This is a genomic window from bacterium (assembly GCA_024742285.1).
Classification (GTDB): Bacteria; Myxococcota_A; UBA9160; order UBA9160; family UBA4427; genus UBA4427.
The window spans coordinates 650,706-665,385 of sequence record JANSYR010000001.1 but is presented as its reverse complement, the minus strand read 5'-3'; the positions used below and the strand labels follow the sequence as shown (position 1 = coordinate 665,385).

Sequence of the window (14,680 nt, the reverse complement as noted above, 5' to 3'; positions counted from 1 at the left end):
GCGCCAATTCGGAGACGAGTCGTCGAGGAGGTGCCGCCCATGCCGGAGAGAACGATCGGATCGCTCTGCGAGCGACTCGGCTTCGCAGACGGGCACGGCTATCGCGACACGCCCCTTCCGAGCGTCAAGATCTTCCGCGCCGCGGACCACGAAGCCGCCTGCCCGCTCCTCTACGAGAACGGGCTCGGCTTCGTGCTGCAGGGCTACAAGCTCGGTGTCGCCGCCGACATGAAGATTCGCACGGGTGGTGATCGGTATCTGATCCTGAGTAATCACGCGACGATGCGATGCGAGACCCTTGCCACGAGTGAAGAGCCCGTGCTCGGCGTCCACGTCGCGATCGACCACCGCGAGCTCCAGCGGCTCGTCCACCTCCTCCGGGAGGAATCAGGCGACGGCGGCAAGGAAGCGGACATTCCGCTCGTCGAGCGTTCGATCGTCTCGGCGCGAATGACCGGCGATGTCCGGAGCGCCGTCGGCGCGCTCGTCGACCTGCTTCACGACCCCGTCGCCTGCGAGGCGCTCGGCTCCGGCGCTCTCTCGCGACTCTACTTCGCTGTGCTGCGCTCCGAGGACGGCCGCGTCCTGGCTTCTCTCGCGCGCACCGACAGCAAGCTGGCGCGAATCTCCGCGACCATGAGCTACATGGAGCAGCACCTGGACGAACGGATCGGCGTGGATCAGCTCGCCTCGATCGCCAGGATGAGCAGGTCGGCCTTCCAGCGAACCTTCAAGGACGTCTCAGGAGAGTCGCCACTCCAGTACCTGAAGCAGCTCCGCCTGAGCACCGCGCGCAACCTCATCACCTTCAAGGGCGAGCCCGCCTACGTTGCCGCTCACCGGGTGGGCTATGAGAGCGCGAGTCAGTTCAGTCGCGAGTTCAAGCGGTACTACGGCCTGCCGCCGAGCCGTGCGGCGGAGCTGCCCTATTCGCGGATGCAGGGGGTGGCGTAGCGGCGCAGACTGGGTGGGCCCCCAAGTCGGAACCGCATGTTCGCTACGCGCGATCGGACCTGGACACCATGCGCGCGATGGCGACCTCCCGTTTCGCGGGCTGGAACGCGCTTCCCAGGGGCGAGAGGCGTCGAGACGACGATCTGCGCGGCGGTGACGGTGGACGTCGAGATGGCGCGGGCGCGATCGATGGCCTGGACCCGTCCATTCGAGATGGAAGGTCGCGACCGCATGAGGCGCCGTCAGCCAAGACGAACCTATTGGCCGTTCAGCCCCTGCTCGACGGCAGTCGCCCGGTACCGAATGAGTCGGCCGATCATGACCCACGGCGGGCCCATCTCCCGCTGGGTACGCCGGATCCGGACGGTCACCGCGGTCACCCCGAGCTGCGCCGCGAGCTCGTCGGTCGTCAGCAGCTGAAGGTGTGCGGGGGCCGCGGCTTCCACGACCCGGTCGGCCACGTCGCCGAGGGCCCCCCGTGACTCAGGCCTCGACCGCGGCGGTGATCTCGCCTTCCAGCGCCATGGGCGCGGAAGGAAGCGGACGGGTGACCAGGGCGCCGGGGCCGGGATTGCGGCCGAACGGGCGAAGCTTCCGTCCGCTTTGCCCTAGCCTGACCCGGCCGTCTCGGCGGACTCAGCGGCCAGCGGAAGCGCTCGTAGCCGCCTGAGCCTGAGAGAGAAGGTGGATCCCCGACATGGATTCGAACCATGATTCACAGATTCAGAGTCTGTTGTCCTGCCGTTAGACGATCGGGGATCGGCATCCGGGCGGGGACCCGCCCGGGCGTGGAGCCGTTTTGTACCGGATGGGGGGCCTCTCGTCGAGGAGAAGGCGCCGCTTCCGAAGACGGCCCGGACACTAGCCATCGGCGCAGGTCACCGGCAGGTTGAATTCCCCGGGGGTGGTAGAACTCCCGGATGCTCACCGGCTCCGGAATCGGTCGGGAGCGGCGCTCTGCCTTCCGAATTCGAGGGTGTGAGGATCCGGGTGCTCTCGTAGACTCGCCACCCCACGAACGCCCACCCGTCAGGAGCCCGCCCCATGTCCGAACCCGCCGTACTCGTCGAAAAGGACGGCCACGTCCTCACCGTGACCCTCAACCGGCCCGAGAAGCGCAACTGCTTCAACTGCGAGGTGATGTGTCGGGTCTACGACGCGTGGGTCCAGCTCGACGAGGATCCGGAGATCCGGGTCGCGATCCTGACCGGGAAGGGCGACACGTTCTGTGCCGGCATGGACCTGTCCGAGATCCCGAAGCTCCGGACCGGCAAGGCCGAGAACGACTGGATGCAGCGGGTCTTCGACAACCCGGACATCACGATGGGCTGCTGGCTCAAGACCTACCGCCCGACCAAGCCCGTGATCCTGGCGGCCGAAGGCTTCGCGCGCGCGGGCGGAACCGAGATCCTCCAGGGCACCGACATCCGGGTCGCCGGCGAGAGCGCCATGTTCGGCGTGACCGAGGTCCAGCGCGGGCTCTTTCCGATGGCGGGCTCGGCGGTCCGGCTGCGGCGACAGATCCCCTACGCGATCGCGGCGGAGATGCTGCTCGCGGGAGAAGACCTCCCGGCGAAGCGCGCCTACGAGCTCGGCCTGGTGAACCACGTCGTCCCGGACGGGCAGGCGCTCGCGAAGGCACGGGAGATCGCCGACCGGATCTCGAGCAACGGCCCGCTCGCCGTCGCGGGGATCCTCGCCACGCTCCGCGCGACCGAGTCGATGCCCGAAGAGGAAGCGTTCAAGATCGAGATGCAGCACGGGATGAAGGTCATGTCCTCGAAGGACGCCGTCGAGGGACCCAAGGCGTTCATCGCGAAGCGTCCGCCGGTCTTCACGGGGGAGTAGCAGGGGCGCGTCGATGGCGAAGGCGACGATCTCGCGCAAAGCGCGGGCGCTTCTCGTCGGTCTGGGCGCGTGTCTCGTCTTCGCGCTCTTCGTCGCCGCACCGCTCCTCCATCCCAGTCCGCTCTTCGCACACCGCATCGAGCGTGGGAACCTCTCGTTCCGTTCGGATGCGCCGATCCCGGTGGCGCCCGCGATGGCCGTCCTCGAGGAGATCGAACGCAGACTCGCGCGATCGCCCCTCGGTCCGCCGGACGCTTCGCTGCCCATCTATGTGGTCGAACGCGACTGGGTCCGTTCATGGCTCTGGATCGTGCCGCCCGGGACCGCAGGCGGCTTCGTCGCGCCTCCGGTCACCCGGGGCCACGCCTTCTTCTCCGGCGCCGACTTCGAGGCCGACTCGCTGATCGGACCGACCGGCTACCGGACGAAGCCGCCGCGAACCCTCGCCTACTACGGAGCCCACGAGCTGACCCACGTGATGACGATCCGCCGGGTCGGCGGACTCGGCTTCCATCTCCGACCGGAGTGGGTCATCGAAGGGCTCGCGGACTACGTCGGCATGCGCCCGGAGTCGGCGAGCGCGCTCTACGCGAAGATCGGACGCGAGGACGCGGATCTCCCCATGATGAAGGCCCACGGCGTCTACGCGCCGTATCGTCTGGCCGTCGCCTGGTTGCTCGAGGACGAGGGCTGGACGATCGACGAGCTCCTCGAGACGGATCTCGACTTCGAGGAAGCGCGCGCGATCGCCTACGCGGGGATCGAGCGCGACGCCCTTCCGTCGTGGCAGGCGATCGGAAACGCGTCGCGCGTCAGTAGTGGAAGCCGATCCGGAAGTAGATGAGCGTCTCTTCCGGTCCGCCCGACGCCGACAGGCTGAGCGTGTTGGTCCGCAGGAGCGGCGAGAAGAAGACGCCCCCGCCGCCGGTCGGATGCCACTCGTCGGAGCCCTCGTCGTGGAAGAACACGCGACCGACGTCGAAGAAGCCGTGGATCCCGTAGTCGCCGGGCACGATCAGCTTGGCGCGACCCAGCACGATCCGCAGGTCCGCGTTGCCGAAGACGGCGGAGTCGCCGGTCAGGCGCTGGGAGCGTAGGCCGCGGTTGGTGGCGTCGCCGCTGAAGAAGCGACCGCCGCCGATCGTCGCGAGGTCGAAGTAGGGGGTCTGGCCGAAGGTCTCGGTCCCGCCGGCGCGGAGGGCGAGGGTCACGCGATCGGTCTCGCCGAGAGAGAAGAAGCCGGCGATCGAGCCGCGGATCGAGCCGTAGCTCTGACGGACGTCGGCGAGGGGTGGCGCGAAGCGGGCGGCGAGATCGATCAGGAAGCCGCTCGTCGGGTAGCCCGCGGCGGGGTTGTCGAGGAACGGGAGCTGGAGGTTGGTCTTCGTCGTCTCGACCGATTTTCGAGTATCCCACTGGAGCCCGGCCACGACCCCGGGCGCGAGGAAGTCGTTGTTGCCGTAGGGCAGGTCCTGGTCGATCCGGCGCGTGCCGTTGCGCGTTCGGGAGATGCGGAAGTCGGCGCCGCCCCGGATCTTCAGTCGATCGTCGAAGAAGGGCTGGACGGCCTGGAGGGCGACGTCGTAGCGCTCGTTGCGGACGCGGAAGAAACGGTCGTTGCCGCGGTCGCGGGTCTCGTTGCCGAAGCCGTAGAAGCGGACGACCTCGATCCCCGAGTACTGGAGGTCGAGCTGGGCGACGACGTCGCGGTTCTCGGGACGGAACTGGCCGCGGTACCGGACGCGGGGCGCACTCGCTTCGAAGGCCCAGCCGAAGCCCAGGCTGTGCTTGCTGGACCAGGGATCCTTGCGGAAGCCGTAGCGGGTATGGGCGACCGCGCCGCCGAGGAACACCCCGACGTCGGGCTGGAAACCGAACTCCGGGAGCGGGATCGTGTCGCTGCCCCAGTCCCGCGGCGGAACGTCTTCGACGTCGACGAAACCGGAGTCCGGCGGCGGCGGAACATAGGGGCGTCGGTCGACGCGGGTGTTGGCGCCGAGCTTGATCGCGGCGCGGTTCTCGGGGTCGTAGATCCGGGTGTGGGTCGAGCCGCGGACGTCGATCGTCTTCGAGTCGGCCTCGACGATCGCCCGCAGCCGGATCCATCCCGGGCCGCCCTCGACGACGACGTGGTCGGCGCCGCCGCCGAGATAGAGCCGGACCTCCTTCGTCTCGTCGGGATCGAAGGTCCGGTCGAAGATCGGCGCCGCCGGATCGCCGGCGAGGGCGCGGACCGTCACGCGCATGCGGTCGTCGCTCCCGTGGACCACCTCGACGCGCTCTGCGGCGAACGAGAGCCGGACGTCGACCTCGCGCGCCAGGTGCTCGTAGAAGCTGCGCGCGATCTCGGGAAGGTGGTCCCGGCGACCCTTGATGTCGGTGCGCAGGCGTTCGCCGTCGAGGGCTTCGTACTCGGGCGGGAGTCGGTCGACCGCCGCGTCGATCACCGCATCGGTCAGGCTCGCCTGGATTTCGGCGGCGACCTCCGTCCAGTCGCTCCACGAGAGCGCGGGCAGCAACCAACGGTCCTGCTCCCAACCGTGCAGGGTCAGGCCCTTCACTCCCGGATAGTCCGGACCGTAGTTCTGCAGGATCGGGATGTAGACCTTCATGATCCGCTGGGCGATGCCGTCGTAGCGGACGAAGGCCTGGTCGCGATCTTCGGGGATCGGCTGGACGGCCTCTTCACCCGGGACCTTCGCCCAGCGCCACTGCTTGCGATGGCGGTCGAAGTCGCCGAGGAGGAGGTCCATGAGGCGCGCACGGAGGAAGGCCCGCTCGTCGACCGCGAATCGCGAATCGGCGCGCAGTCGTTCGTAGAGCGCTTCGTGATCGAGGATCTCGACGGCGCCCTCGAAGCCGGGCCGCGTTCCGTCCGCCGCCTGCGGATAGACGAAATAGGTCCCGACCATCCCCGCGAACTCTTCGCGGTACTCGCCGAGGCGCGGATCGTCGGGGACGACGACCATGCGTTCGTCGATCGTGAGCACGTTCGCCGCCCGGGTGAGCGCGCCGGCGACGACGGGGCCGCCCGGATGCTGTGCTGCCATCTGGTCCTGGACGATCACCTGCACGAGGGTGTCCCGGAGCAGATCGTCGAGGACGGCGGAGGGGTCCTTGTCCGTGCCGCGGAAGGTGTAGCTCCCGCCGTCCTCTCCCTTCAGCCCGAGGACCGCGGTCTGGAGTCCGCCGAAGCGTCCGACCGGCTCGAGGCCGCCGCCTTCGTTCTCGAGGTCGAGGAGCGGAAGCAGGATCGGCGCTTCCCAGAGATCGCGGTAGCCGCCGCCGAGCGCCCAGCGATAGACGCGGCCCGCCTTGTACCGGTCGCTGGCTGCGACCCGGACCGTGTCGTTCGGCGCTTCGTCCGCCTCCGCTTGTCCGAAGGCGGGAGCCGCGAAGACGAGACAGACCAGTCCGGACGCGAGAAGCGGAAGAATCCCGCCGGCAGCAAGACGTCGGGGAAGGGCGGTCGCGATCAAGGGTCCCTCCTCAGGTCGTGTGATCTGCGGTCTGGACGTCGAGTCTCTCGAGGCGCGCCGCGCGATCCCAGGCGTCGAGGGTCGCTCTCGCGCAGTAGGCATGATAGGCGCGTGCGAACTCGGGGTAGTCTTCGAAGACGTCGATGAAATGGTTGCGTGAGATGTCGAGGACCCGGCTGGGCTTCCGAGCGACCCACGATTCCTCGCGATCGCCCTCCGAGAGAATATCGTATGCGCCTATCACCGCCCCCGCCCGGGCGTTGGTGACCGGAAACGGACCGCGACTCTCGAAGCTCCCGTCGAGCACGAGCGTCATCTCCTGGATGGGATCACCGATCTCCCAGAGCGCTTCCTGGGGTTGGATGCGGCGGACCTCTTCGTAGCGGATGAGCTGGCCGAGGACGGACAGGTTCGTTTCGGCGAAGAAGGGGGCGCGTCGCGCGCGGGCGAGGCGGTGGACGAGGTCGAGCTCGATCGGAGTACCGGCGCCGTCTTCTTCGGAGAACGCCGGGATCTCCGGTCGCTGATCGCCGAGAGAACGCTCTACGTGGAGGAACTGCTCGGCCGTCCGAAGGGAGAAGTTCATCAGGAGCGCAGAATGATCATCGAGGATCTGATCCATGTCCGCCGTCGCGATCGCGAGGAGCAACGTGTCCTCGGCGGCATGGATCTCCGGCGCTTCGGTCGCTCCGGTCGCCGCGTGTGGGATGCCGATCACGCCAGGTGCCTCGATCCGTCGCGCGCTGGCTTCGAGGATCTCGACGGCGCCCTCGGCGAGAAAGAGGATCTCGTCGAAGCGCTTGCTCGCCGGACGCACCACGGTGCCCGCGGCATGGAATCGGTCTTCGGTGTAGGACGCGAGCGCGGTCAGGACCCCGGGTGTCTGGCCCACCAGATAGGGCTGGGCCTTCAGGAAGAGGATCCGGTCGAGGGGCGAGACGAGGGGCAGTCGGGCCATCTCACCCCATCGCCTTCTGCGCTTCGCCCGCGTCCCGGTCGAAGAGATCTCGGATCGCCGCGAGCCCGCGTTCGCGACCGCGCGCGACCACGCCGGTCGCGCCGGTCGCGCCCGCGGTCGCCGGTCGCGTCGCTTCCGGCGCTGCGGCCGCCGCGGGGATGTGCCCGATCTCGTCCGCGTGATAGAGCGCCACGGCTCGGAGGGTCGCGCTCGCGTCTTCGAGGACGTGACCCAGCAGGTTCGCATAGTGCTCGTCGAAGCCGGCGACGCTCGCGAGTCCGGACGGAACGGCGCCCTCGCCCCGGGTGACCGCGAGGAGCGTAGCTGCGACGTCCGCACGCAGGACCGTCTCGACGATCTCCTCGGCGGCGGCGCGCTCCGAGACGTCCCCCGTGCGCAGCCCGTCCTCGATCGAATGGAAGTCCTCGTTCGGATGGAGCAGCGCGAGCATCCGGAAGAGCCGACCGACCGCGAGGGCGCGCTTGTCGCGCAGCACGTCGACGAGGAGCTCGCCGCCGACGGTGCGATGGGTCGGGTGGCTCGCCTGCGCGATCGCGAGGCCCTGCTCCGTCGCCCACATCTCCTGGGCTCGGGCGAGGGTGCGATCGAACTCGCTCTGGAGGGGCGACAGGTCGAGGGCCTTGCGGAGGTCGCGGGAGGCTTCGTCGCCGGTCCGGCGCCGGTCGAGGAGCGTCTCGAGCGCGGCCAGGATCCGGAAGCGGACGAGACCACTCTCGACCCGGGTGAGCGAAGTGATCAGCTGCTCGGCAGCTTCACGGGAGTGGAAGCGCGCGAGGGTCCGCGGAATCTGCGCCTGGACCGCGATCCCGGTCTTGTCGCAGCCGAGTCGCCTGGCGAGCTCGTCGATCGCGGGCGGCCCGGCGGCGACGAGCGCGCGACGGACGTCCCCGCGGATGCCGCGCACGACGAGCAGGTCGACGAGCTCGGGGATGAACCACTCGTCGCGACTCCCGCGCATCGCGTGGACCGCCGCGTGCGCGACCTCGAGATCCGCGTCGCGGGCGAGCAGCACCAGCGTCTCGCGATAGACCGGGTCGTAGTAGAGTCGCGCGGCGTGGGCCGCCGCCAGCCGCGCGTCCGCTTCCGGATAGGCGAGGGCCTCCGAGAGGATCGATTCGAAGCGACCGTGACCGACCTCGCCGACCGAGAAGAGCCCCGCGATCGCGCTCAGTCGAACGACGAGACAGTCGCTCGCTTCGAAGGCGCGCATCGCCTCGACGTCCCGGTCGAGGGCCCAGCGCGCGCGGACCGCCGCCGCCCTGACCTTCGAATCGTCGTGATCGGTCAGGACGGGGAGCAGATGGCCGAGATCGTCGCGACCGTCCCGCGTCAGCACGTCGAGCGCCGCGGCCACGACCTCCGGCGCCGGGTGATAGAGGACGAGGTTCGGGATCAGATCACTCTGGCCGCGCTCCGACAGCAGCTGCAGCGCCGCGAGGGAGCGCGCCGGGTCGGGATCGCTCAACGCGCGGAGCAGCGCGCCGGCCGACTGCAGGTCGAGCTCCGGGTGCTCGAGCCGCGTCTCGATCGACCCCTCGTCGAGGGTCCGGCGGAACACGTTCAGGTAGGTCTGCCGGAGAGCGAGGGCCTGGGCGATCCAGGCGCCGGCCAGGATCAGCAGCGCGCCGGCGACGAGGGGCTGCGGATCCGGCCGCATGACGATCGCCAGGATGAGAAGGGAGCCAAGGGCCTTGGCGCCGGTCGTCCCGACGAGGTCGATCGCCGTCTTGACCGTTCGCCGGACCGCGGAGCTCATCGGCAGGAAGAGGAGCTCCGTCGCCGTCTTGTGCAGCGAGTAGCGAAGGGCGCCATCCGCCAGCTTCATGCCGATCGTCGAGACGAGGGTCGCGCCGGCGAGGACCCCCGCCGCGGCGATCGCGAAGAGCGCGGGCATCACCGCGAGCGAGCGGTCGATCCCGAGGCGACGCAGGAGCGGCGTGACGCCCAGCCCGAGGAGCAGGATCGAGAGCAGGTTCAGGCCGAGATAGACCCGCGAGAGCCAGGCGGCGAGCTGGTCCGGCGAGATCTCGGCGGCGATCACGCTCTTGAAGAGATAGTCGGCGACGGACAGAGTCATGCCGCCGGTCATCACGAGGAGCGAGACGCGGACCGCGTAGGGGTCCTGCGCGAGGCCCTTCGCACTCTCCAACCACGAGACGCGCGCTTCGGCCTCGGGCATGCTCGCGACCGCGGCCTCTTCCGACACGTCCAGTCGGAACCAGCCCGCTCCGCTCAGCGCGAAGCAGGCCGCGGAGAGCACGAGCAGCCCTTCGCCGCCGAAGCTGGGTGCGGCGCTCACCGCGATCAGCGACCCGACGACCGCGCCCGCGGAGCCACCCATCGCGATCGACGCGAAGTGGCGCTTGCCCTCGCTGATCGTGAAGACGTCGCCGAGGAGCAGCCAGAAGCGAACGACGATCAGGCTCGTGATGATCCCCGACCACACGTAGAGGGCGTAGAAGACGCTCGTGATGCCGGTCGAGACGAGGGACCAGAGGACCAGTGTGCCGATGACGGCCGTGATCTGGAGCACGCCCAGCACGGGGCGGTGGCTCCGACCGCCGTCGAGCCGCGCGACGCCGAGCGCGAGGAAGGCGACGGCGATCGTCATGAAGGGCAGGCGCTCGACGGCGACGTTCGCCAGGAAGAGGGCGTCGTTCGCCGTCTCGAGCAGCATGTGCCCGGCCATCACGGTGCCGAGGGTCGCGGCCGCCGCCCGACGGAGCCGAGCCTGGGAGGGGGAATCGCTGGCCATGGGAAAGGAGAGGCTACCTCGTTCGCGGGTTCGAGGCGTCGATCCGGGCGAACGGGTTGGGCGGGCGCGCAGCAGAAAAGGCAATCTTCCGGTCATGGAAGGTTCGACCCGTTGACGCCCCGCTCGGAGACGCCGAGTCTTCGGGCGTGTCGAGCGCCCGAACCCGTCGAGAAGATAGAAGGTCGATGCGCGGGCTGCCTCGTCGTGGGGTGACTCGCCTTCTCGCGCTCGCGGCGCTCCTGGTCGCCGTGCTCGCCTCCTCGGCGGCGCTCGCGGAACCCTTCTGCGACTCGTTCTACGGCGGTTTCGACGGATGGGTCCGCTCCGACGCGAATCGGGACCTCTACAACGGGGTCGCCTTCGCGCTGATCGGCGGCGCCGTCAGCCTCGGAGGCGACGCGGGCCAACGCTGGTCGGCGGTGAACTCCCTCGACGAGAACGCCCGAAGCGACTTCCGACTCGAGAAGCCCGGGGACCGGCGGCGCGCGGACGTCGCGAGCGACGTGACCCTGGCCTCGAGCCTGGCCGTCCTCCCGGTCCTGTCGATCGGTGTCCAACAATGGCGGACCGGCGACTGTGAGGAGAGCTGGGACATGGCGACGGATCTCGTCGAGGCCTTCGGTCTGTCGCTCATGATTTCCGAGTCGATCAAGCTCGCTTCGGGGCGTCTGCGGCCCTTCAATCGTGAGTGCGGACCGGACGGAGGCTCCGACGAGACCTGTCCGGGCGGCGATCGCTTTCGGAGCTTCGTCTCGGGACACGCGACGCTCGCGGCCACGGGAGCGGGCTTGACCTGCGCCTGGTCGGTCAAGCGGCGCGCATGGGGCTCGACCCGGCTGGCGCGGGCGATGCCCTGTGCGGTGGGTTCGACGTTGGCTCTGGCGACCGCCTCGCTTCGCGTGAATGCGGATCGCCACTGGCTGACCGACGTGCTTGCCGGCCTGGCGATCGGGGGCACGGTCGGCTGGTTCGACACCTGGGGCCCCTTCGACCTGTTGCGATACGAGTCGGCGCCGGGCCCGGACGGCGAGCCCGAGGCCTTCGGCTTCGTGCTGCCTTCGATCGTCGAGGGCGGTCCCGGGATCCGCGCCGCCTTCGTCTTCTAGGCGCGCGCCCGCGGCGCGGGTCGCACGTCAGGCGGTCGAGGCGCTGCCTTCGCTCGCGTCTTCGGACTCCGACGTCTCGGTCAGGGCGCGGTGCTGCCGTGCGATTCCGGCGCTCAGTCCGATCCAGAGGCCGATCATCGCGACGTTCAGCCAGGCGAACGCGGCGACGCCGAAGCCGATCACGTTGAGGCCGACGAAGACGAGCCCCGCAGAGACCGTGTCGCCGAGCCGGACGAAGAAGGTGTCGATCGCGGCCTTCGCCTTGTACTTCTCGTCCCGGGTCGTCGGAAGGAAGAGCGCCTGCTTGACCGTGTTCTGGAGGGAGTAGTCGATGCTGTTCTCGGCGGTCTTGGCGACACGCAGGACCACGAGGGAGCTGGTCAGCGCGATCGCGAGATAGCCGCCGAAGGCCACGAGCGGGAGCACGAAGAGCGCTGCGCGGATGCCCGCGTACTTGAGGATCCGCGACACGAGGAACATCTGCGCGAGCACGCCGATCAGGTTCACCCAGAAGAAGAACTCGCCGTAGAAGGCGCCGATCGCGGAAGATCGTTCGAGCTTGAGCAGCGACGCCCGAACCTGTTCACGCGCCGTGTCGGGATCGAGACCCGGGTCGTCCGCGAGTCGCATCGTCGCCAGCGCCACGACCTCCTCCTCACGCTCCACCGGGAGCTCCGCCACGGTCGTCTCGGCGTGGCGCTTCGCGGCGTTCGCGAGGATGTACTCGCCGGTCGTGTTGACGATGTTCGAGACGAGGATCATCAGCGCGATCAACAGGAGATAGGGCTTGCGCAGCACGAGGCCGAAGCCACTCTGCTCGCGCTGACCCTCGTCCTGCGTTTCGGGCCCGTCGTCGACGGTCGCCTCGGATCCCTCCGACGGCGCCTCTTCCGGGCTTGGCGAGAGTCGATCGGAGACGTGGTAGAGCGCGAGGCAGACGCCCAGGAGGCCGGCGCTGATCAGGAGGAGGTCGAAGATCCGGCCGGTGCCGAACGCGGCGATCCGCGGGCCGAGGACCGCGCCCATCGACTGGCCGAGCGCGATGATCGCGAAGAGGCGTTCTCCCTGGGCTTCGGTGTAGACGTCGTTCGCGAAGGACCAGAACTGGGCGATGAGGAAGACGTTCACGATCCCGAGGTAGACGTAGAAGGAAAGGCCGATCGCGGTGCCGACGCCGGTGGCCTTGCCCCAGAACCAGAAGCCGACGAGGGTGGTCATCGTGAAGGCCATCGTCAGGTTCAGCAGTCGCTTGCGCGATACGGCGCTCACGAGCCTTCCGTAGGCCGGCACGATCCCGATCAGCAGGACCATCATGACCGCCGGCAGGTACGCCTTGATCTCGTCGCCGGCCAATCCGAAGAGCTCGATCCCGCCGATCGTGAGCGCCTCGCGGACGACCTTGAGAACGTAGTAGGCGGTCAGGATCAGGAAGACGTTCGCGAAGAGGACGAGGACGCTCAGACCCTCGCCGCCGCGCACCTCCGCGAAGGGGGCGAGGAGTCGGTCGAGGGGACCGAGTGGGGCGTCGTGCGTGTCGGCGGAGGGCGGCGCCGTCATGGATTCTCCGTGGGGCGGTCGGCGAGGGTGCCGAACTCCTCCCGGGCCTCGAGGCGAATCGCTTCGAGGAGCTCGGGGAAGGCGGCGTCGGTCACGGTCCCGTCGTACGACTCGAAGGCGGGGTGGTTCGCGAGCTCGGGCTCGAGCGCGAGCTCGAGATGGGCGATCTCGGAGAAGACGAGCTCGAAGAGACGAACGGGGTTGCGGAGGGGAAGCGGGTCGCGCTCCGTCCCGCACGCCGCGTCGAGGCGTTCCGAGAGATCGTCGGGTATCCGATCCGGCGGGACGGTCCAGGGATCCTGACGGAGCCCGACCGTGAAGTTCCGGCGGAGGACGAGGGCGGGGTCCGGCAGTCGTGCCTTCGAGTCCCACCAGAGCCCGTCGACGGCGCCCATCATCTCTTCCCCGAGGCTCGCGGGGACCGCGCCGAGGAAGCGCATGGACTGGTCGAGCCACGCGTCCATGGCTTCGTTGAAGAGCGTCTCGGACAGGGCGTCACCGGAGTTGATGATCGCGCTCGCGATCTTCGCACCGAGCAGATTCGAGTAGAGGTCTTCGGGTGAGAAGGCCGAGACGCGCTCGGGGAAGAGGCTGAAGCTCGACCAGCCGTACCAGGTCGCGATCTCGTGCCAGACCGACATCCGGAAGGCGACCGAGACGGCGAGGGCGGTCGCGAGTTCGCTCCGGCCGAGGGCCGCGATGTGATGCGCGTCGACCGGCTGGAGGACGATCGTGCGGAGCCCGCCTTCGGAGTCCGGGAGCTCGATCCGGCCGCCGGTCTCGAGGCGACGGCCGATCGCGGTCGCGAGATAGAGGGTCCAGTCGGCGTAGTCGCGGACGTGGGCGATGTCGAGGAAGCCGCCGCGGCACGAGTAGACGAGGCCGTTTCGCTCGCTGCCGATGAGGACGTCCTGTGCGTTCTGGCCGGCGTCGTAGACGTGGCGACCGACGTCGTTCGGGCCCCGGATGTTTCCGATCGCCACGCCGGGCACGTTCATCCGACCGACCTTCACCTGCAGCCCGGACCCGAAGCCGCAGCACGGCCGGAGGCGCCTTCGAACCGGAACCGGGGGGACTTCGTCGGGGCGAAGGATCCGCTCGAGGCCGGTTACGTTCGAAGCGAGGAGCGAGGCCGCGTCGAGGACGTCGGGACGCCGGGTCGTCGCCCAGCGCGGATCGCTCGCGCATCCCGCGACGACGATCGCGAGCGTGACGAGAAGGAGCGCGTGCGCAGGGGATCGCGTCACGGGTTCTTCCAGCTCGGCAGCGCGCCGTTCGCGAGCGCCTCGTCGAAGGCGCGGACCGCGTCTTCGATCAGGAGGGCCGCGGCCTCCCGCGTCGCATAGCCCTGGACCTCGACCACGCCGCCGGGGCGCGAGTACTCGAACCATCGCGCCAGAATCTCGCGCACGCCCGGATGGCGGCGCTCGAGCTCGTCGCAGGTTTCGATCCCCGCGAAGACGCCCGTCTCGGGAACGGCGAGGATCTTGTCGTCGCGTTCGAGGGAGTCGAGCACCCGAAGCAGCCCGATCGGTCGGGCGCGCAGGGTGGTCCCGCGCGCGACGGCAGGTCCGAGGAGGAGCACGTCCAGGGGCTCGCCGTCGCCGCCGAGCTCCGCGGCGTGGAGCGTGCGCGGCATCATCCCGCCGTTGACGGGCCAGGGCAGGTACTGGATCTCGATCGGGACGCCGGCGTCGTAGTCGCGCTCGAGTCGTCCGTCCGGGCGGACCTCCCACTTCTCGCTAGAGCCGGCCGGATTTTCGACGACGACGTGGATCGTGAGGTCCGGATTGACCGGATCGCGGTCGAGCAGGTGGTTCGGGTCCGCGCAGCCGGCCCATCCGGAACAGCCGAGGCCGACGGCGAAGAGGGCGAGCCAGGCGTGCTTCGCGGGAAGGCTTCCGCGGGTCGCCTTCATCCGGGGATCTCCCTCTCGAGGATTGGGGCCGAGTTCACGCCGCCGAAGTTAAGTTCTCTGGTTCGGCGTCGCCACGACGACGCG

The 14,680-nt window shown here is 69.2% G+C and carries 11 protein-coding genes and 1 tRNA gene; 4 read left to right on the top strand and 8 right to left on the bottom strand.

Annotated elements, in window-relative coordinates:
- Positions 1-39: 39 nt before the first annotated feature.
- Positions 40-954 carry an AraC family transcriptional regulator gene (locus NXI30_02905; protein MCR9093143.1) on the top strand — a complete coding sequence of 305 codons (915 nt, stop codon included), beginning with the start codon at positions 40-42 and terminating at the stop codon, positions 952-954.
- A gap of 257 nt (positions 955-1,211) precedes the next feature.
- Here the strand turns inward: NXI30_02905 and NXI30_02900 are convergent, their stop codons facing one another.
- Positions 1,212-1,415 (bottom strand): helix-turn-helix domain-containing protein, encoded by a 204-nt coding sequence (locus NXI30_02900; protein MCR9093142.1) that lies wholly within the window; start codon positions 1,413-1,415, stop codon positions 1,212-1,214.
- 224 nt (positions 1,416-1,639) lie between these two features.
- Positions 1,640-1,713 (bottom strand) — tRNA-Gln (locus NXI30_02895).
- Positions 1,714-1,998: 285 nt separating this feature from the next.
- Between NXI30_02895 and NXI30_02890 the strand changes: the two genes are divergently transcribed.
- Together NXI30_02890 and NXI30_02885 are read left to right on the top strand one after the other, a co-directional pair.
- Positions 1,999-2,802 (top strand): crotonase/enoyl-CoA hydratase family protein, encoded by an 804-nt coding sequence (locus NXI30_02890; GenBank protein ID MCR9093141.1) that lies wholly within the window; start codon positions 1,999-2,001, stop codon positions 2,800-2,802.
- A gap of 13 nt (positions 2,803-2,815) precedes the next feature.
- Positions 2,816-3,646 carry a hypothetical protein gene (locus tag NXI30_02885; protein ID MCR9093140.1) on the top strand — a complete coding sequence of 277 codons (831 nt, stop codon included), beginning with the start codon at positions 2,816-2,818 and terminating at the stop codon, positions 3,644-3,646.
- Here NXI30_02885 and NXI30_02880 read toward each other — a convergent pair.
- Genes NXI30_02880 through NXI30_02870 form a run of 3 tightly spaced genes read right to left on the bottom strand, consistent with a single transcriptional unit; the run spans position 3,615 to position 10,015 of the window.
- Positions 3,615-6,281, bottom strand: coding sequence for a hypothetical protein (locus NXI30_02880; protein MCR9093139.1), 2,667 nt, complete (start codon positions 6,279-6,281; stop codon positions 3,615-3,617). The genes NXI30_02885 and NXI30_02880 overlap by 32 nt on opposite strands.
- Positions 6,282-6,291: 10 nt before the next feature.
- Positions 6,292-7,239 (bottom strand): cyclic nucleotide-binding domain-containing protein, encoded by a 948-nt coding sequence (locus NXI30_02875; GenBank protein ID MCR9093138.1) that lies wholly within the window; start codon positions 7,237-7,239, stop codon positions 6,292-6,294.
- A gap of 1 nt (position 7,240) precedes the next feature.
- Positions 7,241-10,015, bottom strand: a complete 2,775-nt coding sequence (locus tag NXI30_02870; protein MCR9093137.1) for a hypothetical protein — start codon at positions 10,013-10,015, stop codon at positions 7,241-7,243.
- Positions 10,016-10,224: 209 nt separating this feature from the next.
- On the opposite strand from NXI30_02870, the gene NXI30_02865 reads away from it, so the two are divergent.
- On the top strand, positions 10,225-11,121 hold the full coding sequence (locus tag NXI30_02865) for a phosphatase PAP2 family protein (protein MCR9093136.1): 897 nt from the start codon (positions 10,225-10,227) through the stop codon (positions 11,119-11,121).
- Between the two features lie 27 nt (positions 11,122-11,148).
- Here the strand turns inward: NXI30_02865 and NXI30_02860 are convergent, their stop codons facing one another.
- The 3 genes from NXI30_02860 to NXI30_02850 are packed head-to-tail and all read right to left on the bottom strand — an operon-like array spanning position 11,149 to position 14,596.
- Complete coding sequence (locus NXI30_02860; GenBank protein ID MCR9093135.1) at positions 11,149-12,678, bottom strand: hypothetical protein; 1,530 nt, start codon at positions 12,676-12,678, stop codon at positions 11,149-11,151.
- On the bottom strand, positions 12,675-13,925 hold the full coding sequence (locus NXI30_02855; GenBank protein ID MCR9093134.1) for a DUF4056 domain-containing protein: 1,251 nt from the start codon (positions 13,923-13,925) through the stop codon (positions 12,675-12,677). Before NXI30_02855 ends, NXI30_02860 begins: the two co-directional genes overlap by 4 nt.
- The gene (locus NXI30_02850) at positions 13,922-14,596 is read right to left on the bottom strand and encodes an inorganic diphosphatase (GenBank protein MCR9093133.1); all 675 of its coding nucleotides are present in this window, start codon (positions 14,594-14,596) and stop codon (positions 13,922-13,924) included. The genes NXI30_02855 and NXI30_02850 overlap by 4 nt, the downstream gene beginning before the upstream one ends.
- Positions 14,597-14,680 lie beyond the last annotated feature (84 nt).

Coding starts and splice junctions, on each gene's coding strand:
- NXI30_02875 (MCR9093138.1), bottom strand. CDS start 7,239: ATGGCCCGACTGCCCCTCGTCTCGCCCCTCGACCGGATCCTCTTCCTG.
- NXI30_02860 (MCR9093135.1), bottom strand. CDS start 12,678: ATGACGGCGCCGCCCTCCGCCGACACGCACGACGCCCCACTCGGTCCC.
- NXI30_02890 (MCR9093141.1), top strand. CDS start 1,999: ATGTCCGAACCCGCCGTACTCGTCGAAAAGGACGGCCACGTCCTCACC.
- NXI30_02850 (MCR9093133.1), bottom strand. CDS start 14,596: ATGAAGGCGACCCGCGGAAGCCTTCCCGCGAAGCACGCCTGGCTCGCC.
- NXI30_02905 (MCR9093143.1), top strand. CDS start 40: ATGCCGGAGAGAACGATCGGATCGCTCTGCGAGCGACTCGGCTTCGCA.
- NXI30_02885 (MCR9093140.1), top strand. CDS start 2,816: ATGGCGAAGGCGACGATCTCGCGCAAAGCGCGGGCGCTTCTCGTCGGT.
- NXI30_02870 (MCR9093137.1), bottom strand. CDS start 10,015: ATGGCCAGCGATTCCCCCTCCCAGGCTCGGCTCCGTCGGGCGGCGGCC.